This is a genomic window from Micromonospora sp. LOL_024, assembly GCF_048060415.1.
In the GTDB taxonomy this organism is placed as follows: Bacteria; Actinomycetota; Actinomycetes; order Mycobacteriales; family Micromonosporaceae; genus Micromonospora.
Genome location: NZ_JBHMIS010000040.1, coordinates 1 through 26,497, shown reverse-complemented (window position 1 = coordinate 26,497; position 26,497 = coordinate 1). Strand labels below are relative to the sequence as shown.

General features: G+C 72.3%; 22 protein-coding genes and 2 pseudogenes. 15 read left to right on the top strand and 9 right to left on the bottom strand.

Annotated features, from left to right (window positions below; translation table 11 throughout):
* Positions 1-145: 145 nt before the first annotated feature.
* The 3 genes from ACFHWY_RS25145 to ACFHWY_RS25135 are packed head-to-tail and all read left to right on the top strand — an operon-like array spanning position 146 to position 2,166.
* The gene (locus ACFHWY_RS25145; RefSeq protein ID WP_416582726.1) at positions 146-1,429 is read left to right on the top strand and encodes a lycopene cyclase family protein; all 1,284 of its coding nucleotides are present in this window, start codon (positions 146-148) and stop codon (positions 1,427-1,429) included.
* A 45-nt stretch (positions 1,430-1,474) separates the two neighbouring features.
* Positions 1,475-1,951, top strand: a complete 477-nt coding sequence (gene rnhA, locus ACFHWY_RS25140) for a ribonuclease HI (RefSeq protein ID WP_416582725.1) — start codon at positions 1,475-1,477, stop codon at positions 1,949-1,951.
* Positions 1,952-1,971: 20 nt separating this feature from the next.
* Positions 1,972-2,166: a hypothetical protein gene (locus ACFHWY_RS25135; RefSeq protein ID WP_416582724.1), complete on the top strand. Its 195-nt coding sequence runs from the start codon at positions 1,972-1,974 to the stop codon at positions 2,164-2,166.
* On the opposite strand, the gene ACFHWY_RS25130 is transcribed toward ACFHWY_RS25135, so the two are convergent.
* The gene (locus ACFHWY_RS25130; RefSeq protein ID WP_416582723.1) at positions 2,143-2,982 is read right to left on the bottom strand and encodes a pentapeptide repeat-containing protein; all 840 of its coding nucleotides are present in this window, start codon (positions 2,980-2,982) and stop codon (positions 2,143-2,145) included. The genes ACFHWY_RS25135 and ACFHWY_RS25130 overlap by 24 nt on opposite strands.
* Before the next feature lie 287 nt (positions 2,983-3,269).
* Between ACFHWY_RS25130 and ACFHWY_RS25125 the strand changes: the two genes are divergently transcribed.
* The 6 genes from ACFHWY_RS25125 to ACFHWY_RS25100 are packed head-to-tail and all read left to right on the top strand — an operon-like array spanning position 3,270 to position 11,724.
* Entirely contained in the window at positions 3,270-6,059 is a 2,790-nt protein-coding gene (locus ACFHWY_RS25125; RefSeq protein ID WP_416582722.1) for an exo-alpha-sialidase, read from the top strand.
* A 26-nt stretch (positions 6,060-6,085) separates the two neighbouring features.
* The gene (locus ACFHWY_RS25120) at positions 6,086-6,925 is read left to right on the top strand and encodes a carbohydrate ABC transporter permease (protein ID WP_416582721.1); all 840 of its coding nucleotides are present in this window, start codon (positions 6,086-6,088) and stop codon (positions 6,923-6,925) included.
* 14 nt (positions 6,926-6,939) lie between these two features.
* The gene (locus tag ACFHWY_RS25115; protein WP_416582737.1) at positions 6,940-8,265 is read left to right on the top strand and encodes an ABC transporter substrate-binding protein; all 1,326 of its coding nucleotides are present in this window, start codon (positions 6,940-6,942) and stop codon (positions 8,263-8,265) included.
* The gene (locus ACFHWY_RS25110) at positions 8,262-9,293 is read left to right on the top strand and encodes an ABC transporter ATP-binding protein (RefSeq protein ID WP_416582720.1); all 1,032 of its coding nucleotides are present in this window, start codon (positions 8,262-8,264) and stop codon (positions 9,291-9,293) included. Before ACFHWY_RS25115 ends, ACFHWY_RS25110 begins: the two co-directional genes overlap by 4 nt.
* A gap of 38 nt (positions 9,294-9,331) precedes the next feature.
* Entirely contained in the window at positions 9,332-10,201 is an 870-nt protein-coding gene (locus ACFHWY_RS25105) for a carbohydrate ABC transporter permease (protein ID WP_416582736.1), read from the top strand.
* A 56-nt stretch (positions 10,202-10,257) separates the two neighbouring features.
* A complete protein-coding gene (locus ACFHWY_RS25100; RefSeq protein ID WP_416582719.1) occupies positions 10,258-11,724 on the top strand; it encodes a PLP-dependent aminotransferase family protein in 1,467 nt (488 codons plus the stop codon).
* Between the two features lie 66 nt (positions 11,725-11,790).
* Here the strand turns inward: ACFHWY_RS25100 and ACFHWY_RS25095 are convergent, their stop codons facing one another.
* The 4 genes from ACFHWY_RS25095 to ACFHWY_RS25080 are packed head-to-tail and all read right to left on the bottom strand — an operon-like array spanning position 11,791 to position 17,820.
* Positions 11,791-14,169 (bottom strand): hypothetical protein, encoded by a 2,379-nt coding sequence (locus ACFHWY_RS25095; RefSeq protein WP_416582718.1) that lies wholly within the window; start codon positions 14,167-14,169, stop codon positions 11,791-11,793.
* Entirely contained in the window at positions 14,166-15,929 is a 1,764-nt protein-coding gene (locus ACFHWY_RS25090; RefSeq protein ID WP_416582717.1) for an ABC transporter permease subunit, read from the bottom strand. Before ACFHWY_RS25090 ends, ACFHWY_RS25095 begins: the two co-directional genes overlap by 4 nt.
* Positions 15,926-17,206 carry an ABC transporter substrate-binding protein gene (locus ACFHWY_RS25085; protein ID WP_416582716.1) on the bottom strand — a complete coding sequence of 427 codons (1,281 nt, stop codon included), beginning with the start codon at positions 17,204-17,206 and terminating at the stop codon, positions 15,926-15,928. Before ACFHWY_RS25085 ends, ACFHWY_RS25090 begins: the two co-directional genes overlap by 4 nt.
* On the bottom strand, positions 17,203-17,820 hold the full coding sequence (locus ACFHWY_RS25080; protein WP_416582715.1) for an ATP-binding cassette domain-containing protein: 618 nt from the start codon (positions 17,818-17,820) through the stop codon (positions 17,203-17,205). The genes ACFHWY_RS25085 and ACFHWY_RS25080 overlap by 4 nt, the downstream gene beginning before the upstream one ends.
* Before the next feature lie 186 nt (positions 17,821-18,006).
* Here ACFHWY_RS25080 and ACFHWY_RS25075 point away from each other — a divergent pair.
* The 5 genes and pseudogenes from ACFHWY_RS25075 to ACFHWY_RS25055 all read left to right on the top strand — a co-directional run.
* Positions 18,007-19,477: pseudogene (locus tag ACFHWY_RS25075) on the top strand (flavin-containing monooxygenase); the annotation flags it as partial.
* A gap of 154 nt (positions 19,478-19,631) precedes the next feature.
* Entirely contained in the window at positions 19,632-20,717 is a 1,086-nt protein-coding gene (locus ACFHWY_RS25070; protein ID WP_416582714.1) for an S-(hydroxymethyl)mycothiol dehydrogenase, read from the top strand.
* Complete coding sequence (locus ACFHWY_RS25065; RefSeq protein WP_416582713.1) at positions 20,717-21,346, top strand: MBL fold metallo-hydrolase; 630 nt, start codon at positions 20,717-20,719, stop codon at positions 21,344-21,346. The genes ACFHWY_RS25070 and ACFHWY_RS25065 overlap by 1 nt, the downstream gene beginning before the upstream one ends.
* A gap of 69 nt (positions 21,347-21,415) precedes the next feature.
* Positions 21,416-21,847 carry a DUF3626 domain-containing protein gene (locus ACFHWY_RS25060; protein WP_416582712.1) on the top strand — a complete coding sequence of 144 codons (432 nt, stop codon included), beginning with the start codon at positions 21,416-21,418 and terminating at the stop codon, positions 21,845-21,847.
* 212 nt (positions 21,848-22,059) lie between these two features.
* Complete coding sequence (locus ACFHWY_RS25055; protein WP_416582711.1) at positions 22,060-22,758, top strand: hypothetical protein; 699 nt, start codon at positions 22,060-22,062, stop codon at positions 22,756-22,758.
* A gap of 124 nt (positions 22,759-22,882) precedes the next feature.
* Here ACFHWY_RS25055 and ACFHWY_RS25050 read toward each other — a convergent pair whose 3' ends face one another.
* On the bottom strand, positions 22,883-24,304 hold the full coding sequence (locus ACFHWY_RS25050; protein ID WP_416582710.1) for an MFS transporter: 1,422 nt from the start codon (positions 24,302-24,304) through the stop codon (positions 22,883-22,885).
* On the bottom strand, positions 24,301-24,537 hold the full coding sequence (locus tag ACFHWY_RS25045; RefSeq protein ID WP_416582709.1) for a hypothetical protein: 237 nt from the start codon (positions 24,535-24,537) through the stop codon (positions 24,301-24,303). The genes ACFHWY_RS25050 and ACFHWY_RS25045 overlap by 4 nt, the downstream gene beginning before the upstream one ends.
* A gap of 225 nt (positions 24,538-24,762) precedes the next feature.
* On the opposite strand from ACFHWY_RS25045, the pseudogene ACFHWY_RS25040 reads away from it, so the two are divergent.
* Positions 24,763-25,039 (top strand): annotated as a pseudogene (locus ACFHWY_RS25040) (SDR family oxidoreductase); the annotation flags it as partial.
* An 84-nt stretch (positions 25,040-25,123) separates the two neighbouring features.
* On the opposite strand, the gene ACFHWY_RS25035 reads toward ACFHWY_RS25040, so the two are convergent.
* Both ACFHWY_RS25035 and ACFHWY_RS25030 read right to left on the bottom strand, forming a co-directional pair.
* Positions 25,124-25,819, bottom strand: coding sequence for a nucleotidyl transferase AbiEii/AbiGii toxin family protein (locus ACFHWY_RS25035; protein ID WP_416582708.1), 696 nt, complete (start codon positions 25,817-25,819; stop codon positions 25,124-25,126).
* Entirely contained in the window at positions 25,816-26,157 is a 342-nt protein-coding gene (locus tag ACFHWY_RS25030; RefSeq protein ID WP_416582707.1) for a hypothetical protein, read from the bottom strand. Before ACFHWY_RS25030 ends, ACFHWY_RS25035 begins: the two co-directional genes overlap by 4 nt.
* Positions 26,158-26,497 lie beyond the last annotated feature (340 nt).

The window sequence follows — 26,497 nt, the reverse complement described above, 5'->3', positions numbered from 1 at the left end:
CGGCACCCACGAGTGCCGGCCAACGGCGTCCCCCGCCCCCGGCGTCGGCAGCCGGTCGGGCTCCTGTTGTTCTGTTGTTGAGCAGGGGCCCCTCCCATATCCGAGGCGTCAACATGGGCCTCCTTCTGGCGGGTAGCGTGATCGGGTGAGTTCCGTGCCGGTCGACGTCGACCTCGCCCTGGTCGGCGGGGGCGGTGCCGCCTCACTCGTGCTGGCCGCACTGGACCGGCACGGTGTCCGTGACCTGCGGATCGCCGTCGTCGATCCGGTGCGTCGACGTGGCCAGGACCGGACGTGGGCCTTCTGGGGTCATCCGGGCAACGACCTGGACGATCTGCTCAGTGTCAGCTGGTCGCAGGTCGAGGTGATCACTCCGGGCGTGCACCGGGCGCTGCAACTCGCACCGCTGCGGTACGCGATGCTGCGCTCCGGCCCGATCTACGACCGGGCCGCCGAGGCGGAGCGGCGCCTCGGCGTGCGGCGGATCGCCGCCGCCGCCGAGGCTCTCGATGACGACGGTGCGCGCGTGCTGGTGCGTACCGGTGCCGACCGGCCGGTGCTGCGGGCCCGCTGGGTGCTGGATTCCCGGCCGCGACCACCGCGCCGAGCCGGGCGCACGAACTGGTTGCAGCACTTCCGGGGCTGGTGGCTGACCGCCGACCGTGCCGTCTTCGACCCGGGCCGGGCGGTCCTGATGGATTTCCGCACCCCGCAGCCAGCCAGAGGTGTGTCGTTCGGCTACGTGCTGCCGGTCGACAGCCGGTACGCGCTGGTCGAGTACACCGAGTTCTCACCGAACCTGCTCACCGGGGCGGCGTACGACGCGGCGCTGGCCGGATACCGGGACCTGCTCGGTCTCGACCCGACCCGGCTCACCGTCACCGAGGTCGAGAACGGTGTCATCCCGATGACCGATGGCCCTTTCGCGGCCCGTCCCTCACCTCGGGTGGTACGCCTCGGCACGGCCGGCGGTGCGACTCGCCCGTCGACCGGCTTCACCTTCTCTGCGATGCACCGTCAGGCCGAGCAGGTGGCCCGGGCGGTGGCTGCCGGCCGGCCGCCGGTGCCGTCGTCCGCGTATCCCCGCCGGCACCGATGGATGGACGCGGTCGCGTTGCGGGCGCTGGACCGTGGCCTGGTCGACGGCCCGGAGTTCTTCGTCCGGCTGTTCGACCGTAATCCGGCGCAGCGGGTGCTGCGCTTTCTCGACGGTCAGACCACCGTGGCCGAGGACCTGGCGGTGATGCGCTCCACCCGGCTGCGACCGATGCTCACCGCCACCGTGGCGGACGGCGCCGGCCGGCTACGCGATCGGCTCGCCCCGTCGCAGCGCCCGAACTGGGCGGCGCCGCCTCCCGTCGTCGGTGCCGACCGTCCGGCTGCCGACGGCGGCCGAGAATGGCGCCTGCCACGACCGCCGGTCGCGTGACACCGCCGGGGAACTCCTCGGCGAGGCTTCGGTAGATTTGCCCCCATGGTGGACGAGGCTGCTGGCCGGGTGGTGCGGATCTGGACCGACGGCGCGTGTAGCGGCAATCCTGGCCCGGGTGGCTGGGGTGCCGTGCTGCGCTACGGCTCTCACGAGCGTGAACTCTGCGGCGGTGAGGCGGACCCGACCACCAACAACCGGATGGAGTTGACCGCCGCCATCGAGGCGCTGGAGAGCCTTTCCCGGCCGGCCACGGTGGAGCTGTACACCGACAGCACGTATGTGCGTAACGGCATCACCAGTTGGCTGGCGTCCTGGAAACGCAATGGTTGGCGGACCGCCGCCAGGCAGCCGGTGAAGAACGCGGACCTGTGGCAGCGGCTGGAGACGGCCGGTACCCGGCACCGGATCACCTGGCTGTGGGTGAAGGGGCACAACGGGCACCCGGAGAACGAGCGTGCCGACGCGCTCGCCAACCAGGGGATGACCGAGGCCCGGGCCGGCACATCGGCCCGCCGCTGACCGCCGGGCCGATGCCGAGCATGGACACGACGGGGCGGCTCCCGGGGCCGGTGATCCGGCCGTACCGGGACGAGGATCACGACGAGGTGTACGACATCTGCGTGCGTACGGCCGCCGCTGGCGACGACGCCCGGCCCGGCGACACCGCGGGTCCGGACGTCCACGTGGGAGCGCGGTTGGCAGGGCCGGCGTCAGCGGTGGCGGGCGAGCGGTAGGTCGGACCAGTGGGTCGGCCGGACGATCCGCGCCGGTAGACGGGTCTGCCGGTCACCGCGGGCCGCCTCGACCTGCGACTGGTGCAGGAAGAGCGCGGCGGTCAGGTCGGCGCCGCGCACGTCGGCCGCGCGCAGGTCCGCGCCGGTCAGGTCGGCTCGGGTCAGGTCGACGCCGCGCAGGTCGGCCCCGACCAGCAGCGCGCCCCGCAGGTTCGCCCCACGCAGCGCGGTGCGGCGCAGGTCGCGGCCGACCAGTGCGGCACCGCGGTGGTCGGCACCGGCGCCATCGCTTTCGCGGGCCAGCTGCGCGGCACGCGCCAACAGCGGGTTGACCTTTCCCCGGTAGGCGTCGACGTCGAGGGTCAGCAGCGCCTGCGGGTCACCGGAGGCAATTCGGTCGGTCTCGGCGATCGCGGCGGACAACTGTTCGCGCAGCCCGGCCGGCGGTCGTAGCGCCAGCGCCTCGGTGAGGTACCACAGCAGCTCGTGCAGCGGACGCATGACCGCGAAGACGTCGAACATCTGCCGGGCGGTCCGGGGCGCGGCACGCCAGTCCCGCCCGCCGAAGGTGACCTGGGCGACCCGCTGGCCCGCTCCAAAGCAGTCGAAGACGGTGCAGCCGGGGAAACCTCGTTCGCGTAGCTCGGTGTGGATGCCGCAGGCAAAGTCGGTGCGCAGGTTACGGCAGGGGCGGCCGGCGGGCTTGTCGATCGCGAAGTCGGCCGACGCGGCGAAGGCGGGGGCCACACAGCAGAGGCCGAAACATCGGGCGCAGTCGGCGCGCAGCTCGCCGCCCGCCACTTCGCCCTCCGCCACGTCCCCCCCTCGACTCCGACTCCGACCGCCCATTGTCCTCCGCCCCCGCTGACCGTCCCGAACCGGGTCCCTGCCGATCTGTGTGCCTAGCGGCTCTTGGGGAGAAGGACAAATGCGAGCTCGACGAGCCGAGGTACGGCCGAGCCGGCCCGCCGGTCGATGTTCTGTGCAACAGGCATATTGCCTCTGGAGACTGCCTCTGACATATTCCACCCTGGACGCTGCCAGCGACGGTCGCCAATCCGGGTGCCGCGCTGCGGTGACGCCGTCCTGCCGGAGGGACCCTCGTGAAGCGTAGACGTCGCCATCTGCTCGTAGGTCTGGCCGTCGGTGCCCTTGTGGCGTCGACCGGTCTCGTCGGAATCCACTATGCCGGCGCCGAGGTGCCGGTGCCCGTCGCGGTCGGCGGCGAGATGCCCAACGCGCTCGGCACCCACCTGGAGCGGCTGCGCCGAGCCGTCCCCGGCGACGGCGGCATGTCGCCCGACGGGCCGGGCGGCGCCGCGCAACAGGCGTTCCTGGAACGCGCCTACCCCGCCGACGCCATCACCGTCGCCCAACAGGACCGGTCGAGGGCGGCCTACACGGCGGCCGACCGGCGATTCAAGGGCAGCAGCCAGTGGACCAACGTCGGTCCCAGCGAGGCGCTCTACCCGTTCACCGAGTACCGCAACGCCTTCAACTACGTGCCCAACGAGTACGTCGCCGGCGGCCGGGTCACCTCCATCGACATCAGCCCGGACTGCAACAAGCTGCTCTGCCGGGCGTACGTCACCCCGGCCGGTGGTGGCGTCTGGGGCACCCTGAACATCCTCGCCGCCACGCCCAAGTGGTTCTACCTCGGCGGCCCGCTGGGCATCAACGCCGCCGGCGCGGTGACGATCGACCGCAACGACCGGACCGGCCTGACCATCTACGTCGGCACCGGCGAGGCCAACACCTGCGGCTCCGGCTGCGTGGCCGGCGTCGGCCTGTACCGGTCGACCAACGGCGGCCTGACCTGGTCCGGCCCGCTCGGCAAGAACGTTCTCGCGGGCAAGGGCATCGGTGAGATCACCATCAAACCCGGTGACCCGAAGACGCTCTACGTGGCCACCACCACAGCCCTGCGCGGCATGTCCAGCTCCTGCTGCACAGGCGTGACCCGACCGGTGCCGGACGCCGAGAAGTGGGGGCTGTACAAGTCCACCAACGGCGGCAAGAGCTGGAAGTTCATCCACAACGGCTCGGCCGACGCCACGACCTGCACCGGCAGCGCCGCCGAGTACAACAACACGGCAAGTTGCTCACCGCGCGGGGTACGCCAGGTCAAGCTCGACCCGCGCAACGCCAACATCGTCTACGCCTCCTCGTACGGCCGGGGTGTGTGGCGTTCGTCGGATGCCGGCGCGACCTGGACGCAGATCAAGCCGTCGCTCAACGCCGCGATGTTCCAGACCCGGGCGGCGATCGACGTGACCGCGCTGCCGGGCGGCAAAACCCGGATGTACGTCTACGAGGGCAACACCGGCAACCCGTACTCGCGGCTGTTCCGCAGCGACGACGTCGCCGCCGGTGGGCCCACCTTCACCGACCTGACCAGCTCCAACCCGGCCGACCCGGGCTACGCCACCTACAACCAGTGCACCGGCCAGTGCTGGTACGACGTGTTCGTGCACACCCCCGAGGGGCACCCGGACATGGTCTACACCGGCGGCTCCTACTCCTACGGCGAGACGGTGGCCAACAAGCGGGCCGTCGTCCTGTCCACCGACGCCGGGGTCAGCGGCACCGACATGACCTACGACGGCACCGACGCGCTGCACCCCAACGGCCTGCACCCCGACCAGCACGACCTGGTCACCAACCCCCGCAACCCGTACCAGTTCTTCGAGGCCAGCGACGGCGGCGTGATGCGCTCCAGCGGCCAGTTCGTCGACCGGTCCGCCTGGTGCGACGACCCGGACCGCAGGCTGACCACCCAGGCGCGGCTGGACCGCTGCCGGCAGATGCTGTCGAAGATCCCCACCAAGCTGGAGGGGGTGAACAAGGGCATGAACACCCTGCAGTTCATCAGCCTCTCGGTCAGCCCGCACGACGTGGACCTGCTGCAGGGCGGCACCCAGGACAACGGTACCTGGGAGAACAACGGGCAGCGTCAGCGCTGGGTCAACACGATGATCGGTGACGGTGGCGCCTCCGGCTGGGACGTCGCCCGGCCCGACTTCCGGTTCCACACCTACTACGACGTCTCGCCGGAGGTGAGCTTCGCCGAGGGCGACATCGCCAGCTGGATCTGGACCGCCGACCCGATCTACGGCCAGCCGGGCAGCCTGTTCTACGCCCCGGTGATCAGCGACCCCAAGGTCAGCGGCACCATGTTCGCCGGCACCGGCCTGTCGGCGTACCGCACCAAGACCTTCGGGCTGGGCGACCGCAGCCTGGAAGAGGCGAACCGGATCTGCAACTCCTGGACGGGCACCTACGAGGAGGACTGCGGCGACTGGGAGCCGATGGGCACCACGAACCTGACCGGCGCCGGGTGGGGCGACCGGGCCGGCGGTGCGGTCTCGGTGATCCAGCGGGTCGACTCCGACAGCTCCACCGCCTGGGCGGCCACCAGCACCGGCCGGGTCTTCGTGACCCGTAACGCCGACGCCGAGCCGGCCGCCGCGGTGAGCTGGACCCGGATCGACACCGCCGCCACACCGAACCGCTTCGTCACCAGCATCCACATCGATCCGGCCGACCCGGTGCGGGCGTGGATCTCCTACAGCGGTTACGGCTCGAACACCCCGACCACGCTGGGGCACGCGTTCGAGGTGAAGGCCACGGGCAGCGCGGCCACCTGGACCGACCGGTCGTACGACTTCGGCGACCAGCCGATCACCGACCTGGTCCGCGACGACGTCACCGGCGACCTGTACGCCTCCACCGACTTCGGCGTACTGCTGCTGCCCAAGGGCAGGACCTCGTGGACCAAGGCGGCCGGCCGGATGCCGAACGTCGAGGTGGCCGGGCTGACCATCGTGCCGGGTGAGCGGATCCTCTACGCCGCCTCGCACGGTCTGGGTGCCTGGAAGCTCAACCTGAGGTAAGGGACACCACCATCGCCAACCTGTCGGTGAGGGGCCGCATCCGCGGCCCCTCACCGCTGCCCGAGCGGGCCGCCCGGCTGGGGCGTACGCTCGGCGCGGCCTTCGTCATCCTGGTCTTCGTGCCGCCGCTGCTGCTGCTGGTCGCGGGCTCCCTCACCGAGCCCGGACTGCCGCCCGCGCCCACGCCGCAACTGGTGCCCGACCCGCTGTCCACCACCGGCTACGAGCGCGCCCTCGACCTCGGCGGACTGCTGCGCGCCTCGCTCAACTCGGTGCTGGTCGCGGTCGCCGCGGTGCCGCTGAGTGTGCTGGTCGCCTCGCTGGCCGGCTTCGCGCTGGCCCGAATCGCCCCGCGCGTCTCCGCCGTCGTGGTGGCCGCCTCCCTGGTCGCGCTCATGGTGCCGGCGACCGCGCTGCTCGTGCCGCGTTTCGCGATCTTCCGTCTGCTCGGCCTGACCGACACCCTCGTACCCCTGATCGCCCCGGCGCTACTGGGCACCTCGCCGCTCTACGTCCTGGTCTACTACCTGGCATTCCGGGCACTGCCGGCCGAACTCTACGACGCCTGCCTGGTGGAGGACCTGTCGCCGCTGCGCACCTGGTGGCGGGTCGCGCTGCCGCTGGTACGGCCGGTGACGGCCGGCCTGACCGCGCTCACCTTCGTGCTGACCTGGTCGAACTTCCTCGATCCGTTGATCTACGTGTACGACCGGAACCTGTTCACCCTGCCGCTCGCGCTGCGGTCACTGTCGCTGCTCGACCCCACCAACTTCCCTGTCTTCCTGGCCGGGGCGGTGATCGCCACCGTACCCGCGCTGGTGGTCTTCGCTCTGGCCCAGCGGCGTTTCCTGAACCACGACGACTGATCCGAGGGATGACCATCGTGAGACCGAGACTCCTGTTAGCCCTCGCGCTCTGCGCGGCGCTGGCCGTCACCGGCTGCGGCTCCGGCGGCGGCCCGTCGACCGGCGACCCGGTCAAGCTGCTGGTGTTCGGCGCACCGGAGGAGTTGGGCGCCTACCGCACGTTGATCGAGGCGTACCAGGAGGCCCGGCCCGGCGAGCGGATCCAACTGATCGAGGCCAGCGACCGCAAGGACCTGCTGGCCCGCCTGGCCACCTCGGTCGCCGGGGGAGCGCCACCGGACGTCTTCCTGATGAACTACCGCTTCTACGGGCAGTTCGCGGCCAAGGGCGTGGTCGAGCCGCTGGACGAGCGGATCGCCGCCTCGTCGGTCCTCGACCCGGCCGACTACTACCCGGTGGCGATGGAGGCGTTCAGGTGGGACGGCGCCCAGCTGTGCCTGCCGCAGAACGTGTCCAGCCTCGCCGTCTATTACAACCGCACCCTGTTCACAAAGTTCGGTGTGCCCGAGCCGACGGCCGGCTGGACCTGGAACGACCTGCTCGGCACCGCCACCCTGATGACCCGCGACGACCGGGGTCTGGTCATCAAGGGCACCGAGGCCGAGGGTGCCGCCCGGTTGCCCGCCGTGCACGGGCTCGGGGTGGAACCGTCCATCATCCGGCTCGCCCCGCTGGTCTGGTCCAACGGCGGTGAGATCGTCGACGACCCGCAGCGGCCGACCCGGCTGGCGCTGGAGAGCCCGGCGGCCCGGGAGGCGCTGCGCAACCTGATCGACCTGCGGCTGGCGTACGGGGTGGTGCCGAGCGACGCGGAGGTGGAGGCCGAGGACGACGAGTCCCGTTTCCTCAACGGTCGACTCGCGATGCTGCTCACCTCCCGTCGGGCCACCACCAACTTCCGCACCATCACCGGCTTCGAGTGGGACGTGGCGCCGTTGCCGGTCTACCGGCAGCAGGTCGGGGTGCTGCACTCCGACGCGTACTGCATGACCCGGGGATCGAAGAACAAGGACGCCGCCTGGCGGTTCATGGAGTACGCGATGGACGAGGCGGGGCAGCGGATCATCGCCGCGACCGGGCGTACGGTGCCCTCGCACGTGGAGGTGTCCCGCTCACCGGCGTTCCTGGACCCGGACCGGCCGCCCCGCAACTCTCAGGTCTTCCTCGACGCCATCCCCACCGTCCGGGCCCTGCCGACCGTCTCCACCTGGCCAGAGATCGAGGACCTCAGCTACGGCATCCTGGAAAATGCCGTGCACCGCGGCGACAAGCTCGACGACGTCATCCGCGAGCTGGACGCCAAGAGCCGGCCGATCTTCGCTCGCGGGGAGGACGGGTGAGTGGCCTGCTCCTGGACGGTGTCAGCGCGGCGTACGGTGGCACCACCGTGCTGCACGAGGTGGACCTGACCGTCTCCCGCGGTGAACTGCTGGTGGTGCTCGGGCCCTCCGGCGCCGGCAAGTCGACGGTGCTGCGCGTGGTCGCCGGGCTGGAACCGGTCACCGCCGGGCGGGTGCACATCGCCGGCCGGGACGTCACCGGCCAGCGGCCGGGTCTGCGCAACGTGTCGATGGTCTTTCAGTCGTACGCGTTGTTTCCGCACCTGACCGTGGTGGAGAACATCGCCTTCGGTCTTGAGGTGCGCGACACCCCGCGCGGCGAGGCCCGCCAGCGGGCGCGGGCGGCGGCCGAGACGGTGGGCTGCGCCGGGCTGCTGGACCGCCGGCCGGGGCAGCTCTCCGGCGGCGAACGCCAGCGGGTGGCCCTGGCGCGGGCGCTGGTCCGGGAACCGGACGTCTTCCTGCTCGACGAGCCGCTGTCAAACCTGGACCTTACGCTGCGTGCGGAGATGCGGGCCGAGCTGCGGGCCCTGCACGACCGGATCGGCGCGACCATGGTGCACGTCACCCACGACCAGACCGAGGCGCTGGTGCTCGCCGACCGGATCGCGGTGCTACGGGACGGCCGGGTCGAGCAGGTCGGTACCCCGGAGGAGATCTGGCGTACCCCGGCGAGCACCTTCGTGGCCCGTTTCGTTGGCTCGCCGGCGATGAATCTGTTGCCGGCCGACGGCCCGATGCGGCCCAGTGGGGACGTGCCGGCGATGCCGGACGGGCCGCTGGAGATCGGTTTCCGCCCCGAGGCGGTCGTCCTCGACTCTGCCGAGGGCACGCCTGCCACCGTCGACCGGGTCGAGGTGATCGGCGAGGACGCCTACGCCTACCTGAGCCTGGCCGCCGGGCAGCCGGTGGTCGCCCGGGTGCCGGCCGTCCGTCGACCGCAGCGGGGCGCGACGGTACGCCTCCATGTGCGCTGGGCGGACACGCACGTGTTCCAGGTCGGTTCCGGCCTCCGGTGTGGCCCGTGAGTCGACCGGACACCCGTTCGCGGCGGCAGTTGGCGTTGATGCTGACGCCGTACCTGGTCGGTCTGGTGGTGCTGGTGCTGCTGCCGGCGCTGGTCACGCTGGGCATGGCGTTCACCGACTACGACCTGCTGCGTGCGCCGTCCTGGGTCGGGTCGGACAACTTCACCGCCCTGGTCGACGATCCGATCTTCCGGGTCGCGCTGCTGAACTCGGTGGTGTTCGCGCTGGTGGCGGTGCCGTTGCGGGTGTTGATGGCGCTGGGCCTGGCGCTGCTGCTGCACCGCCGTGCTCCCGGCGTCGGCACCGCCCGCACCGTGGCGCTGTTGCCCACCGCGGTGCCGGAGATCGCCTACGGCCTGCTCTGGTTGTGGCTGTTCAACCCGTTGTACGGGCCGATCAACCAGTTGCTGCGGGTCGGCGGTGAGCACGGGCTGACCGCGCTGGGGCGTACCCCGCCGCAGTGGTTGACGGATCCGACCAGCGCTCGCGCGGGGATCATCCTGATGAGCCTGTTCACCGTGGGGGAGACCTTCGTGGTGCTGCTGGCCGCCCGGCGGGCACTGCCCCGCGACGTGTACGAGATGGCCGCCGTCGAGGACGCCACCGGCTGGGACGTGTTCCGCCGGATCACCCTGCCGCTGATGGCGCCGGTGCTGACCCTGCTGGCGGTGCGCGACGCCGTCGCCAGCCTGCACTTCACCTTCGTGCCGGCGTTCGTGGTGACCGACGGCGGCCCGCCGCCGTACGCCACGACCTATCTGTCGCTGTTCGTCTACCAGACCGGTTTCGAGTACCTGCGGTACGGCTACGCGGCCGCGGCGACCCTGGTGATGATGCTCCTGACTCTCGCGGCGGTGTTGGCGCAGTGGCGTCTGATCCGTCGATATCGCCGCTTCTACCAGCTGTGACGGCGTCGGCCCGGCGCAGGTGCGGAAAGAGCGACCGGTCCTCGATGATGTGGTGGGTGGTCACCACTCGGCACGTCGGGTCGGACTTCCTGCACCTCGACATCGGCCAGGCACCGGCGGGTGGCCGGGCCGCCTGGCTCGCCGACCGGCTGCGTCTGGCGATCGCCGGTGGCGTGGTGCCGGTCGGCTCCCGACTGCCCGCCACCCGGGTACTCGCCGCCGACCTGGGGGTCTCGCGGGGCATGGTGGTCGAGGCGTACCAGCGGCTCATGGAGGACGGGCACGTGGCGGGCCGGGGCCGCGGCGGCACCGTGGTCGTCGCTCTCCCCGTGGCGGCGGCAACCACGGCCGTGCCGTCCGACGCCGCCACCGCCCCGGATCCGGCCGGCCTGTTCGCGTCGGTGCCCGGCCCGGACATCTTCGACGCCGTACGCACCATCCGAGCGCGGATCGACCTGACGCCCGGCGTACCCGACCTGGCGGCGTTTCCCCGCACGGCCTGGCTGCGCGCCGAGCGGGCCGTGTTGGGGCGGCTGGCGGCATCGAATCTCGGCTACGGCGACCCGCGTGGGACGCCGACGTTACGCCGGGCCGTCGCCGGGTGGCTGGCCCGCAACCGGGGAATCAGCGTCGACCCGGCCGAGGTGATCATTACGACGGGGGTGTCGCAGGCGCTCGGCCTGCTCGCCCAGGCGCTGCGCGAGGAGGGCATCACCGCCCTCGGCGTGGAGGAGCCCGGGTCGCTCGGCGTCCGCCAGCATCTCGACAACTGGCGGCTCGACACCGTGCCGATCCCGGTGGACGCGGCGGGCGTGCGGGTAGACGTGCTGGCGGCCAGCGAGGTGTCGGTTGTCATGCTCACCCCGGCGCACCAGTTCCCGACCGGTGTGGTGCTCGACGGCGAGCGGCGTCGACAGCTCGCCGAATGGGCGCGGGCGGGCGGCCTGGTCATCGAGGACGACTACGACGCCGAACACCGCTACGACCGCCCGCCGGTGCCCGCGCTGCGGGGAACCATGTCCGAGCAGGTCTGCTACACCGGCAGCGTGTCGAAGCTGCTCGCCCCGGCGCTGCGGATCGGTTGGCTGCTGGTACCTGACCGGTACCGGGAGGCGGTGGTGGCCGCCAAACGCAACGCCGACCTGGGCAACGCCGTCCTGCCACAACTGGTCCTCGCCGAGCTGATCACCTCCGGGACGCTGGAACGGCAGCTGCGGCAGCTGCGGCGACGGCACGTGCACCGACGGGACGCGATGACCGCCGCCCTGGCACGGCACCTGCCCGGCGCCACCGTGCACGGCGCGGCGGCCGGGCTGCACCTGACGGTCACCCTGGACGACGACGTTGGCGACACGGAGTTGGCGGCGGCGGCGCTGACCCGAGGGGTGAAGGTGCAGCCGCTGTCCTGGCACTGCCAACGGCCATACCAGCCGGGCCTGGTGCTGGGCTATGCGGCCAACGCCGCCTCGGCCATCGACGAGGGCATCGCGATCGTCGCCGCCGCTGCCACCGCGCTGCGGTGATCGGCAACGAGTGGCGTCGAGGCTGTTCAGGCACGAGAGACGCCGAATCGACGGCCGATCCGCCCGTCAGCCCAGATGCCGCTGCGGGAAGCGGGCCCCGTTCAGGCCGGCGTCGGCGGCCTGCCGGCCGTCGTCGTCGCCCGCCGCCTCGCAGATCACCGCCGCATCCGCCCAGTGTCGGCGGGCCTCGGCGGCGTCGCCCAGCGCCGCCGCCGCGTCGCCCAGGTGGAGCAGTGTTCGTCCCAGCCCGGCATCGGGGCGAGCGCCCTCGCGTAACCGCCGGCTCTCGGAGAGCAGCGTGTACGCCTGTCGGGCCTGACCCGGCGTCGTACCCAGCAGCGTCGCTCCCGCATTGAGCAGCGCCACCGCCCGGTTGGTCGGATCGCCCACGGACTCGTACTCGCGCAACGCCGCCCGCCGCGCCTGCGCCGCGTCGAGGTGCTCGCCCATCGCCGAGTGCACCAGTACGAGGTTGGTCAGCGCCGCCGCGTGGCCGCGCGAGTTACCGAGCGAGCGGAACGTGTTGGCGGCACGGACCAGCAGGTCGTGGGCGGCCTCCAGCTCGCACCGCGCGAGCCTGGCCGCACCCAGCCCCAGGTCGCTGAGCGCCTGCCCGGCCCGGTCGGCGCCCGCGCGGTGCCGGCGGGACAGCTCCAGATGTTCCACCGCCTCCGCTGTCCGGCCAAGGTCGAGCATGGCCAGGCCCAGGTTCATCCGTGCCTGGGCGGTGCCCCGGCGGCCCCGCCCGGCCACCGCGAGGCTCAGCGCGGCCACCGCACCGTACGGGTCGTGCCGGCGGCGGCGCAGCACCCCCAGCTCGTTGTGCGCCCAACCGGCGATCTCCGGTCGGTCCTGGGAGGTCGGGTTGGCCAGCACGGTCCGGCACACCTCCTCCCACTCGCCCAGCCGCTCGGCGTGGGCGAGCCAGCCGCACAGCGCCACAGCCAGCCGGAACCACCAGCCCCGCACCCGGCGCGGCAGCGTCTCCACGGCACCGGCCGGCACCTTCACCACCGCCAGCAGCAACTCCTGGTGGAGATCGAACCAGCCGTACGGGTCGTCGTCGGGCAGCCGGTGGTCCCGGTCCAGCGCCCCCGCGGCCACCGCCAGCCCGACGACGTGCTGTTCGGCCCGGCTGGTTAGGTGCCGAGTCAGTCGGGCCTGGGCGCTGACCCGGCGGTGCACCGGCTCGGCCTCCCGCAGGTGTACCCGGGCGTACGGGGCGAGCAGCGGCCGGACCTCGTACCGGTCGCCCGGTGCGCCGACCACGAAGGCCGCGTCGGCGAGTTCGTCGAGCAGCGCCGCGACCCGGTACGGCCGGCGGCGGGCGAGCGCGGCGATGGTCGCACGGTCCAGCGGCACCGGGCTGAGTGACAGCAGCCGCAACAGTCGGCGGGCCTCGCGGGTCAGTGCCTGGTAGGCGGTGTCCCGGGCGATGACCAGACCCGTCACCGGCGAGACGCCGGCCCGCTGGTGCGGGGGTGTGTCGGCGGCGCGGCGCAGCGCGTGCAGCACGTCGGTGTGCCGCCAGCCATGCTGGGCGGTGCGCCGCCCCAGCTCGGTCACCGCCCGCGGCTGCCGCCCGCAGGACTCCACGATGGCCCGTACCGCCGGGTCGGTGCGTGGGTCGGGCCGGCGGGACCGGACGACCGCCGTGGCGGCACCGGCGTCGGCGAACATCTCCACCGCGTCATCGACGTCCGGTTCGGCCAGCCAGTACGCGACCACCCCGTCGAGCGCGGCGAGCCGTCCGGTGCCGGCCAGCAACAACCGGCAGGTCCGGGCGGTCGGCGGCAGCAGCTGCCGGACCTGGGCCGGACTGTCCACGTTGTCGAGCACCAGCAGCACCTTGCGGCCGTCGAGTTGGCCGCGCAGCTCGTCCGCGGCGTCGGCGAGATCGTCTGGGCTGCCTGAGCGCGGCGCGACGGTGCCGAGGATGCGGGCCAGCGCGATCAGGACCTCCTGCGGCGAACGGGCCCGGCCACCGCGCCGCAGGTCAAGGTAGTACTGCCCGTCGGGGAAGTCGGTCCGGCTCAGGTTCGCCGCCTGGACCGCGCACCACGACGTGCCCACCGCGCGGCGACCCACCACCGCCACCGCATGTTCCGGAGCCAACATCGCCACCACGGCCTCCGCCTGCCCGCGCCGGCCGGTGAACCCGGCCGGCCAGGGCAGCGTGGGCGCGCTGCTGGTAGCCGGGGCCACACCGTCGTCGGTGGGCGACTGTTCCCGTTGGTGGCGGCGCCACTCCACCAGAAACGAGGCGGCCACCCCGATCACCGCCAGACCCAGGCTCGCCGAGCCGAGGACGGTGACGGAGAGCTCGGAGAGCAGGTTGCCGGTGACGTTGCCGAGCACGGCGCTGATCGCGGCGCCGGCCATCCCACCGACGGCGAGCAGCACGCTCAACGGACGCGGACGGCGGCTGCGCCGCCGCGGCGTCACCGCACGCCCCCGGCGACCAGCCCTGCGACGACCTGCCGGCGGGCCAGCACGAACACCAGGACGGGCAGGATCGAGGCGAGCACGCAACCGGCGGCGAGCGTGCCGCTGCCAGCGACGAAGCCACGCGTCTGCCCGGCGAGAAACAACCCGAGCGTGGCGGCGTCCGGGCCGCTGAACAGCAACCCCACCACGAGATCGTTCCAGACCTGCACGAACTCCAGTACGACCACCGCCACCACCGCGGTGCGGTTGTGCCGGGCCAGCCGGCGCAGCGTGCCCCACCACCGCCGGCCGTCGAACCGGGCACCGCGCACCTGCTCGGCCGGCAGATCGGCGAAGGAGTTTCGCAGCACCAGCACGGCGAACGGGACACCCAACGCGATGTGTACCAGAGCCGCCCCCCGAGCTGTGCCGGAGGAGAGCGCCAAGCCGAGCACCTCGTTGAGCGGACCGGCGATCACCTGGACCGGGACGACCACCGCGGCCATCAGCACCAGCCCGGTGGCCTGGGCGGCCGGCCCGGTCAGCCAGGCCAGCGGGTACGCGGCGAGCAGCGCGACACCGAGCACCACGGCGGTGACGAGGGTGGCGAGCACGAGCGTGAAGCCGAGGCTGCGCCACAGTTCCCCGCCGGTGAGCACGACCTCGTAGGAATCGGTACTCGGCGGACCGGACCACCAACTTCCGGTGGCCGCCCGTACCGGACTCTGCAACGAGGTGGCCGCCAGCACACCCAGCGGGAGCAACCAGGCCACGGCCGCGCCCGCAGCCAGCAGCCGGACCGTTCGCCGCGGCGGTGGTGCGCCGACGGCGGCACCGGCCGGCTGCTGGGGCGGCGGCCACGCCTGGCGGACGAACAGCGCCACCACAAGCATGCCGGCGGTCACCGCGACCAACCAGATCACCCCCAGGGCGGCGCCCTCACCGGTGGTCGTCGCGCCGGAGGTCTGCCAGATTCGCAGCGAGAGCACCGACGCCTCGTCGCGTACCGAGCCGGGCGTCATCACCAGGATCAGGTCGAAGGTGCGGCTGGTGCCGACCGCGACCAGGGCGAAGACCACCGCGACCGTACGCAGCAGCAGCGGCCGCCACTGCGCGTCCCAGAGCACGTCGCGGCGGGTACCGCCGTAGGCGCGTACCGCGTCGACGAGACCGGTCGGCAGCGCGTCGAGGGCGGCCCGGAACACCAGCATGGCCAGCCCGACCCAGGCCCACACGAACGCCGACATCACGGCCACCGTGACCAGGTCCGGCCCGAGCAGCTGCGGCACCTGCTCCGGTGGCCGTCCGGTGAGCCGGGCAAGGAGCAGGGTGGCCAGCCCGCGCTGCGGATCCGGGTCGTAGAGCAGTCGGAAGGTCACGCCGGTGACCACCAGCGGCAGCGCGGTCGGCACCACCAGAATGAACCGGACCAGCCAGCCCTCCTGGGAACGCCGGGAGGCCGCGGCGAGCAGGTAGCCCAGCACCGTCACCACCGTCGGAACGAGCAGCGCCCACAGCAGGGTGCGTCCCACCGTCGCACCGGTGCCCGGGGCGGAGAGGGCGGCGCGGTAGTGTTCCGCACCCACCCAGCGACCCTCGGTGGTGACGCTGGCCTGCGCCGTCCGCAGCACGGGCCAGGCCAGCAGCCCGCCGAGCAGCAGCACCGCCGGCGTCAGCAGCGCCCAGGTGATCCCGGCGGCGGGGTATGCCCGGCCGCGCCGGGGCGGCCCCACGTCGTCGAGCACCGCCAGTTCGCCGAGCAGCGGCGCCCGGCTCACCGCTCACCCCCCGTCGCCCGCGCCTCCTCGGCAAGCTGGCCGGTGGCCCGGTGGACCGCCACCTGAGCAGTCACCCCATCGGTCACATCCATGAAGAAGTCCTGCATGATCCGCCAGATCCCCACCCCGTCGGTGCCGGTGAAGGTTCCGGGCAGTCGGTCGGAGAGATCGAACTGCACCTTCTCGGCGGCGCGCAGCTCGGCGGCCAGTTGCCGGCGCAGCGGGTCGCGGTAGTTGGCCAGGGGCACGGCGAGGTTGGGGGAGAGGTACCCGCCGGCGTCCAGCCACGGCCGGAAGGCCGCCGCGTCGCTGAGCCAGCGCACCAACTCCACCCCGCCTGCTGATCCGGCGAACGCCACCGCCGCGTCCCCGCCGACGATCAGTGGCTGGCTGGCCGCCCGGCCGCCGGGAAACCTAAACGTGCTCAGTGGTTCGATGCCGCGACGGAACCGGGCGGCGACCGCGTCGACGAAGTCGGCCTCGAACGCCATGACCGCGTCGCGGTGGTGCACCACCTGGATGATCGACTCTTCGAACTGGGTCAGCAGGGCTCGCCGCCCGCCGCCCGGGAAGGCGCCGTCGACGCTCCACAGTTCGGCGAGTCGGTCCAGCGCGTACCCGACCGGCGGGTCCCGCCAGTCGGCCTCGCCCCGGGCCAGGGCCTCATACAGGTCAGCGGTGGCGACGTCGGCGAGCACGTTCTCGAACCAGTCGGTGAGAACCCAGCCGTCGGCGGCGCCGATCGCCAGTGGCGCCGGGCCAGCGCCCGCCCGGTGTCGTGCGCCGAGCTGGCGGGTCGCCGTGACCAGGGTGTCCCAGGTCCTCGGCGGCTCGGCCAGCATCGACGGGAAATGCCAGAAAAGCGACTTGTACGCCGCCTTCGTCCACACGCCGTAGCGGCGGCCGTCGACGCTGAGCAGATTGGTCATGCCGGCCGGCGCGGTGTAGTTGTCCGCAGGTGTCACCTCGCTGAGCCAGCCACGCCGGGCGTACTCGACGACCAGTCCCGGGCGGGGCAGGATCGCCACATCCGGGGTGGTGCCGGCGGACTGGCGAGCGACCAGGAACGCGTCGATGTCGTTGCCCACCCCGATCACCTGTACCGGCGTGGGGTAGTCGGCGACGACCTCACGGAACCTGGCCAGTTCGCCTCCGGCCCAGACCACCGCCACCTGCACCGACCGTTGTCCGCGTCCACAAGCACCGGCGCCGGCTGCGGCGACGGTGGCCGCCGCGGCGCGTAACAGGGTGCGGCGGCGGAGCCGGCGGGCTGTCACGGCCGCACCGCGCGGTCCGCCTCGACCCGGTTCGTCACGTCGGCCAGCACCTCGTCGTCGGCCGAGCAGAGCAGCACCGTCACGCCGGGGGAGTCCGGCGGGGACAACCGGCCGACCAGGTCACCCAGACGCACTCCGTCGACGGGGGCCGGCAGGTCGACCACCAGCACCTCGGGCAGGCAGGCCATGGCCCGGGCGAGGGCGACCCGGAATCGCTGCGACTCGGAGAGCAGATGCGGGCGCAGGCCGAGCGTCGGGGCGAGTTCGAGCCGGTCGACGAGGACCGCGGCCCAGTCGTCGGCGACGTCGCGTACCCGCTGGCGCCGACGCTGGCCGTAGGAGATGTTGCGTCCGACGGTGAGGTGGGGCAGCAGGGCGCTGCCGGCGGGGACGTAACCGATGCGGCGGCGCAGCGGCGGGAGGTCGGTGACGTCGCGGTCGCCGACCAGGATCCGGCCGGCGACCGGCGCGGACAGCCCGACCACCACCCGGGCCACGGCCGTGCCCAGGCGTGGCCCGGCGACCAGGGCCACCGTCGCGCCGACGGGAGCGTCGATCTCGAGTGGTGGGATGTCCGGCACGGCAACGAGTTCGTGCGTGCGTAACGTGACCATCACCTCCGGCGGCTGCCGTCGTCATTCCAGGGTGGCACAGCCCGGCTACCCGCGGTGTCCCCCCAGAGCGTCCATCTCGCCGGGCCAATCCCACCCAGACTCCCGCCGAGATCGCCCTGCTCGATGCGGCGGCGGCCCTCGTCGCCGGATAGGGTCCGGGGCACCACTGCGCGGGCGGGAGATCAGATGGACCACGTCGACGTGCTCATCGTGGGTGCCGGGCTGTCCGGCGTCGGCGCCGCCTGTCACCTGCGACGCCGCTGCCCCGACAAGACGTACGCGCTGTTCGAGGCCCGCGGCGCGGTCGGCGGCACCTGGGACCTCTTCCGTTACCCGGGCGTGCGCTCCGACTCCGACATGTTCACTCTCGGGTACTCGTTCGCGCCGTGGACCGCCCCGAAGGCGCTCGCCGACGGCGGGACGATCCGTGAGTACGTGCGCCGCACCGCCGACGAGCACGACGTGACCCGCCACATCCGGTTCCGGCACCGTGTCGTGCGGGCCGAGTGGGACGGCCGGCAGGCCCGCTGGACAGTGCACGCCCGGCGCGACGACACCGCCGACACCGTCGTTCTCACCTGCGCCTTCCTGTACGCCTGCACCGGCTACTACCGCTACGACACCGGCCACAGACCGCGCCTGCCCGGCCAGGAACGGTTCGCCGGACGGATGGTGCACCCGCAACACTGGCCGGCCGACCTGGACCTCACCGGTCGCCAGGTGGTGGTGATCGGCAGCGGTGCCACCGCCGTCACCCTGGTACCCGCGCTGGCCGGGCGGGCCGCCCGGGTGACCATGCTGCAACGCTCGCCCACGTACGTCCTGGCGCTGCCCTCGCGCGACGTGCTCGCCGACACGGTGCGGCGGCTGCTGCCGCCCCGCCTGGCGTACCCGGTGGTGCGGTGGAAGAACGTCCTGCTCGCCACCGCGACCTACCAGATCAGCCGGCGTGCGCCGAGGTTGGTACGGGGGCTGTTGCGCCGGGCCGTCACCCGGCGGCTGCCGGCCGGCTACGACGTCGACCGCCACTTCACGCCCCGCTACGACCCGTGGGACCAGCGACTGTGCGTGGTGCCCGACGGTGACCTGTTCGCCGCCCTGTCCGACGGGCGTGCCGAGGTGGTCACCGACACCATCGACACCTTCACCGGGCAGGCCGTGCGACTCGCCTCGGGCCGGGAACTGCCGGCCGACGTGGTCGTCACCGCGACCGGGCTGGAGCTGCTGGCGCTGGGCGGCCTGACGCTGCGGGTCGACGGCGTCGACGTCGACCCGGCGGGAACCGTCGCGTACAAGGGAATGATGCTCTCCGGGGTGCCGAACTTCGCCATGACCGTCGGGTACACCAACGCCTCCTGGACGCTCAAGGCCGACCTGGTGGCCGGCTACGTGTGCCGGCTGCTGCGGCACCTGGACCGCAGCGGCACCCAGGTCGTCACCCCGCTCGCCCCACCCGAGGGCCCGCGCACCCCGCTGATCGAGCTCAACTCCGGTTACGTGCGACGCGGAGTCGAGAAGCTGCCCCGCCAGGGGGATCGGACGCCCTGGCGGCTGCACCAGAACTACCTCCGTGACCTGCTGCTGATGCGGTACGGGCGACTCACCGACGCCGGCCTCCGGTTCGACCGGGCCGGCGCCGCCCGAACGAGCGCCGGCGACGCGTAGGTTCGGCCGCAGCCGGACCGACCGCCCGGAAGCGGCGCCGATCCGCCATCGCGGCGGTAGGTTCGCCAGCAGGGCGCGACCGTGGCCGCCGCCAGCGGCGCCGCGGCGCGGTGGTGCTGCGCGCCGGCGCGGAGTAGGAGGAGAACGTGAGCCAGCAGGTCAGGGGGGTCATCTCCCGCAGCAAGGGAGCGCCCGTCGAGGTCACCGAGATCGTGGTGCCCGATCCCGGCCCCGGCGAGGCGGTGGTCCGGGTGCAGTCCTGCGGGGTCTGCCACACCGACCTGCACTACCGCGAGGGCGGCATCAACGACGACTACCCGTTCCTACTCGGCCACGAGGCGGCCGGCATCGTCGAGCAGGTCGGCGCGGGGGTGGACGCGGTCGCGTCGGGCGACTTCGTGGTGCTCAACTGGCGCGCCGTCTGCGGGGTCTGCCGGGCCTGCCGGCGGGGCAGACCGTGGTACTGCTTCGACACCCACAACGCGGCCCGGAAGATGACCCTGACCGACGGCACCGAACTCTCCCCGGCACTGGGTATCGGCGCGTTCGCCGAGAAGACCCTCGTGCACGCCGGCCAGTGCACCAAAGTGGATCCGGCCGCCCGGCCGGCCGCCGTCGGACTGCTCGGCTGCGGGGTGATGGCCGGTCTCGGCGCCGCCATGAACACCGGCGGGGTGACCCGTGGCGACTCGGTGGCGGTGATCGGTTGCGGTGGTGTCGGCGACGCGGCGGTGGCCGGCGCGGCGCTCGCCGGGGCGACGACGATCATCGCGGTGGACACCGACTCCCGCAAGCTCGACTGGGCCCGTAGGTTCGGCGCCACCCACACGGTCAACGCCTCCGAGGCCGACCCGGTGGCCGAGATCCAGGCCGCCACCGGCGGCTTCGGCGCCGATGTGGTGATCGACGCGGTCGGTCGACCGGAGACCTGGAAGCAGGCGTTCTACGCCCGTGACCTGGCCGGCACCGTCGTGCTGGTCGGCGTACCGACGCCCGAGACGCGCGTGGAGCTGCCGCTGCTCGACGTCTTCGGCCGGGGCGGCGCGCTGAAGTCCAGCTGGTACGGCGACTGCCTGCCCAGCCGCGACTTCCCCATGCTCACCGAGCTCTACCTGCAGGGCCGGCTCGACCTGGACGCCTTCGTCACCGAGGAGATTCCGCTGGACGGCGTCGAGGAGGCGTTCGCCCGGATGCACGGCGGCGACGTGCTCCGCTCGGTGGTGGTCTTCTGATGCCCGCCCGGATCGACCACGCCGTCACCTCCGGCACCTTCTCCCTCGACGGCCAGACCTTCGACGTCGACAACAACGTCTGGGTGGTCGGCGACGACGCCGAGTGCGTCGTGATCGACGCCCCGCACGACCTCGACGCCATCCTCCAGCTGGTGGCCGGCCGCCGGGTGACCGCTATCGTCGCCACCCACGCCCACGACGACCACGTACGGGTCGCCCCGCAACTGTCCCGCGCCACCGGCGCTCCGGTGCTGCTACATCCCGCCGATCGGGTGCTGTGGGACATGGTGCATCCCGACGAGCCGCCGGGCGGGCAACTGGATGACGGCGAGGCCATCGAGGTGGGTGGCACCACGCTGACCGTGCTACACACCCCGGGGCACAGCCCCGGCGCATGCTGCCTGCACGCTCCCGCGCTCGACCTCGTCTTCACCGGCGACACCCTGTTCGCCGGCGGGCCGGGCGCCACCGGCCGCTCGTACAGCGACTTCGGCACCATCATCGAATCGATCCGCGACCGGCTGCTGACCTTGGCACCACAGACCGTGGTGCACACCGGTCACGGCGACAGCAGCACGATCGGGGCGGAGGCACCGCAGCTGCCGAACTGGCTGGCCCGAGGCCACTGATCGGCCCGGCCGTGCGGCGGACCCGAAACCAGGGTGCGTCGGCATGCCGGTCCCCGTGACACTGCTGCCGTGTCCCTGCCACACCCGACCTTCGACGACCACATCGAGGCGCAGGTCCACGGCGACGTCCAGCTGTGCCGGGACGTGCTGGCCCTGGTCGTCGACCCCTCGTTCCGCGACACCGGCACCGGGGCCGCCCTGGCCGCCGCCGCCCGCCGGTACGGGTTCCCGCTGCGCTGGCGCGCCGGCTTCACCCTGCCCGTGGAGCAGGTCGACGCCGAGTTCCGCGGGCCGGCCATCTCGCCGTTCGTGGCGCGGGTGCACGCCGAGTTCGCCCGGCCGGGCGAGCCGCTACACGCCGCGCTGGTCGGGCGGGCCGCGGCGTCGGTGGTGACCGAGCCGGGCAGGTGGGCCGACCGGGGGCCGGCGGCGGACACCCTGCAGCACCTCAAGCAACTTTGGCACGTGCTGGTGCGCTTCGGCGCACCACATCACGTCTGACCCGAGTCTGTCCGGTCCGTCGCCGTCGGTCCGGTCCGTGCGGTGACCCGGATCGCAGCCGGTGGTCGGAGGTGCATATCCGGAATGCCCGACAGGGCCAGCCGGGTTGTGTCCCCCAAGGCGTCGGTCCACCACCTCCGGCCGCCACCGTTGCAGTTCTCCAGAGCGGCTCAACCCCGAGCGGCTCGGACCCGATCGAAAGGGCAACCATCGTGAAGCCGGACTTCACTCGATGGCTCCCGGCCATCGCGACGAACCCGAACCGGAAGACCGCGCTGAGCGTGGTGGGCGTGAGCGCCCTCGCCGGACTCGCCTTCGGCCCCACGGCCGTGGCCGCACCGATCACCGCCGGCCCGCACTCCGGGGCGGTGGCGGCAATCGACCGGGCCACCGGCCGGAACACGACCGGCACCACGGTCGAAACCGGGCTGACCACCGGCGGCCCCACCGACAAGCCGGACGCCGGCAAACCCACTCGCGACCAGCTGATCCCGCACGGCGTGCAGGGTGCACAGTCGCGCGTCCCGCTCGACAACGCCCAGCGCGACAACGCCAAGACCATCATCGAGGTGGCCAAGAAGACCGGCGTGGGTGAGCGGGGCGCGGTGATCGGCATCGCCACCGCCCTACAGGAGTCGAAGCTGTACAACCTCGGCCACCTGGGCACGTACAACGACCACGACTCACAGGGCCTGTTCCAGCAGCGTCCGTCCAGCGGCTGGGGCACCGAGGAACAGATCACCGATCCCGAGTACTCCTCGGCGGCCTTCTTCCAGGCCCTGCGGAACGTGGGCGGCTGGCAGGACCTGCCGCTGACCACCGCGGCGCAGACAGTACAGGTCTCCGCGTACCCGTTCCACTACGCGCAGTGGGAGGAGCAGTCGGCGGACATCGTCTCCCAGCTCTGGTGACCTGCCCCTCTCACGAGCGTGATGTCTGTGTGACCTCACCCCCGGGAGGCGGAACGCGCTGGCCGGCACCCGTACCCCCGGGCGCCGGCCAGCGGTGTCCCCGGCGCGCACCAGGGCGTCCGCGTCAGCCATAAGCTCGACGGTGGCGGGAGATGTCGACGAGGGCCGCCACCAGGGCCAGCGAGATGATCCCGGCGGAGGTCAGCAGCGACCGCTCGAACGCTTCCGACCAGGCGTCCGTCCCGCCGGACAGCGCGGAGAAGAAAACCGCCCCGACGGCCGCGATGCCGGCCGCGGAGCCGATGCGCTGGCCGGTCTGGAGCATTCCCGCCCCGCTGCCGGCCTGCGGGACCGGCACCTGCGACAGGGTCAGCGTCTGGTTCGGGGCGATCACCAGGCCGCTGCCCAACCCGGCGACCAGCAGCGGTGCGGCGGTCACCCAGGGGACCGGCGCGTGCGGCACCAGCTCGACGGCCAGCGCCGTCAGGCCGAGTCCGGCCACCACGGCCAGCAGGCCGAGGGCGACCAGCGGTCGGCCGTACCGGTTGACGATCCGGCCGCCGACGGCGGACGCGACCGCCGATCCGAGCGCGAACGGGGTGATCGCCAGGCCGGCGACGAGCGCGCTGTAGCCGCGCCCGTTCTGCAGGTAGAGCGTGAGGATGAAGAAGATCGCGGTGAAGCCACCGAAGTACAGCAGCGCGATCAGCGAGCCCAGAGTGTAGGACTGGTGGTTGAACAGGCGGACGTCGAACATCGGAGGCCCGTGTCGTGCGTACCGTCGTTCCCAGCGCACGAAGCAGACCAGCGTGATCAGGCCGGCGGGCACCAGCAGCCACTTCTCCGGGCCCTGCCATTGCTCGCGTTGCACCAGCGGCAGCAACAGAAGGGTCACGCCCACGCCGAGCAGCAGCACACCCAGCGCATCCAGTCTGCGTTGCGGGTTGCGCTCGGTGACCCGTGCGGGCAGCAGCCGCCAGCCGAGGATCACCGCGACGATGCCGACCGGCACGTTGACGAAGAAGACCCACCGCCAGCCGTGCTCCTGGCCGCCGCCGGCGATCAGCAGGCCGCCGAGCAGGGGACCGACCGCGGTGGAGATGCCGATGGTGGCGCCGAGCAGGCCGAACGGTCGGGCCCGCTCGGCGCCCTGGTAGAGCTGCTGGATCAGGCCGGTCACCTGCGGGTTCACCACACCCGCGGCGGCTCCCTGGAGCAGCCGGGCGGCGACCAGCCAGTCGGGCGAGCGGGCCAGTCCGGCCAGCGTGCTGGTCACCGTGAACAGGGCGACGCCGAAGACGAACGCGTTGCGGCGGCCACGGATGTCACCGAAACGCCCCGCCGGCACCAGGACCAGCCCGAAGGCCAGCGCGTAGCCGGAGAGCACCCACTGCAGGTCGCTGGAGTTGGCCTGTAGGGAACGTTCCAGGGACGGGAGGGCGACGTTGACGATGCTGATGTCGAGCAGCGTCATGAACGCCGCGACGAGTCCGACCCCGAGGGCTTGCCGGCGTCGCCGTTCGTCGTACGCCGCCTCGCCGGTCACGCCAACTGTTGGGCGCAGAACCGGGGGCCGAAGTCGAGGCCGGCCATCGGCGAGTCCTCGCGGTGCAACAGGTTCTTCTCGAGGAGCAGGTGCAGCGGAGTCCGCAACTGCTCCTCGGTCAGACCGCACTCCTGGGCGATCAGGTCCGGGTAGGGGACCTGCCCGCGCGACTCCAGGGCCGCCACCGCGTCGTAAACCTGAAGCTCGACATCCGACAGCCGCACCTGCTGCATGGTTCTCTCCTCACGTTCTCCCGCCGACAGTTGGCGGTCCGCGTCGCGCGGTTACCCAACGCCGCCCCGAAGATGCCCCGTCTGGACGAGGAGCGCCTGCCTCAGGCAGAGCGCGGGCCCCCGTCAACACGCAGCCCGCGTACCCCTAGCGATCTAGTGTCCTAGGATAGGGAGAGATGGTGTCCGGAGCGACATCGGCAAGGAGCCCAACTGCCACGCGTTGATCGGGCGGGGATCGCCAACTTCACCAAGGCCCTCGCCGCCGACCTGGTCTCTCGTGGCGTCCGGGTCAACGCGGTCGCCCCTGGGCCGATCTGAACGCCGCCGATCCCGGCGACCATGCCGGAGGGGAAGGTTGAGCAGTTCGGCACCGAAACCCCCGATCGGGAGGCTGGGCCAGCCCGCCGAGCTGGCCCCCGCGTACGTCTTCTTCGCCTCGCAGGAGTCGAGCTTCATCACCGGTGAGGTCCTCGGCGTGACCGGCGGCCGTTTCACCAGGTGAGGCGTGGGGAAAGGGGCCCCTCTAACGTCTCAGGTGTGGCCATGCTGCGCTGCAGCGTGGTGCCCGGCCGGGCTGCACGGTTGCTCAACGGGGCCAGCTGGCCAACTGCCGTCGGATGTGGGCGACGTCGTCGCGATCGAGGCCGTAGCGGGCGAACCTGCCATCCGGGAGCCGATCGAGGTAGCGGCCGACGGCCCGCACGTCCTCGTCGTCCAGCGCTGGATCTAGCTGCCGGGCGAGCTCCAGCAGTTCGATCACGGACCGTTCCTTCAGGGCGGAGGCCACGTCGATGTAGTCGCGTACCTCGCGGCGGTTGACCAGGGCGGCGGTCTTGTTGGCGATCAGGTCCCGCACGTCCATCACAGGTCCGAAATCCATCACCACCGGGCTGCGGTACCGGTCGAGGCGGGCCAGGCTGAGCCGGATCTGCCGGCCGCCCCGGGTGACCACGAAGTCCCGCATGTCCCGGTCGAAACCGTCGAAGACCTCGCCGAGGTCGCTGTCCGGGTCGGCGTCGGCCACCTCGAATCCGGCCGTCCGTAGCGCGTCCTGCACCCCGGCCGCCGCTGCGGCGGCGGCACCCTCCACGTCGGCGAAGAGGTCGACGTCCTCGGTGGGGCGGGTGACCAGACCATGCGCGGCCCACGCCACGCCACCGCCGAGGACGAAGCGGTGTGGTCCGGCGACGGTCAACGCGATCCGGGCCACCTCGCGGTAGAACTCGTGCGGGTGGGCTCTAAGCCGTTCCCCGTCCTGTGCCCCCGAAGGTGCCTCGCTCACGCCGACCGGAGCCCCCGGTGGCGGCCCTCCCACGCCATCTGGACGTCGCGGGGCAGGTTGAGCAGCCGCCACACCCGACACAGCGTCCTGCCGTTGACCAGGTGGCGCAGGTCGTCGACGCTGGTGGTCTCCCGCAGCACGTTCTCGTACATCCAGAGCAGCTGGTCAGGATCACGTAGGTCGAACGCGCGGTCCGGGCACCACATCAGCCGCACCGGCAACTCCACCACGCCCCGGGTGGGCCCGCGCAACTCGGCCAACGTCCGGGCCACCACGGCGGGGCGGCCGGGCCGGGCCGGGTACGCCACGCCGGTCGAGGTGGGGCAGACAACCTGCATGCTGTCAGGGTAACCCCAGACCTTCCGGCACCGGACCCATGACCTGCGCCTGACCCCGACCCGCGGGCGGCTCGCCGCGGGTGGCCTGGCGACCATGTCCGTTTTTGCTGGCGGCGGGATGGAATTGCGGGTGGTCGAGGGTCGTTGAACACGGGTGAGTGACCGTGGAGGGCGGCCCGTCGAGGCGGGTGACGCGATCCGGAATGACCCGGGCCGGTCGGTCGTTGTACATGATTCCGGCGGCGGTGAGGCGGCTGTCTGCCCCTCCCGAAGGATTTCTCCTCCTGAGTCTTTGGGCGCCTGTCGGTGCTTGCGTGTGCCCGCGTCCCCCTGTGTGCGG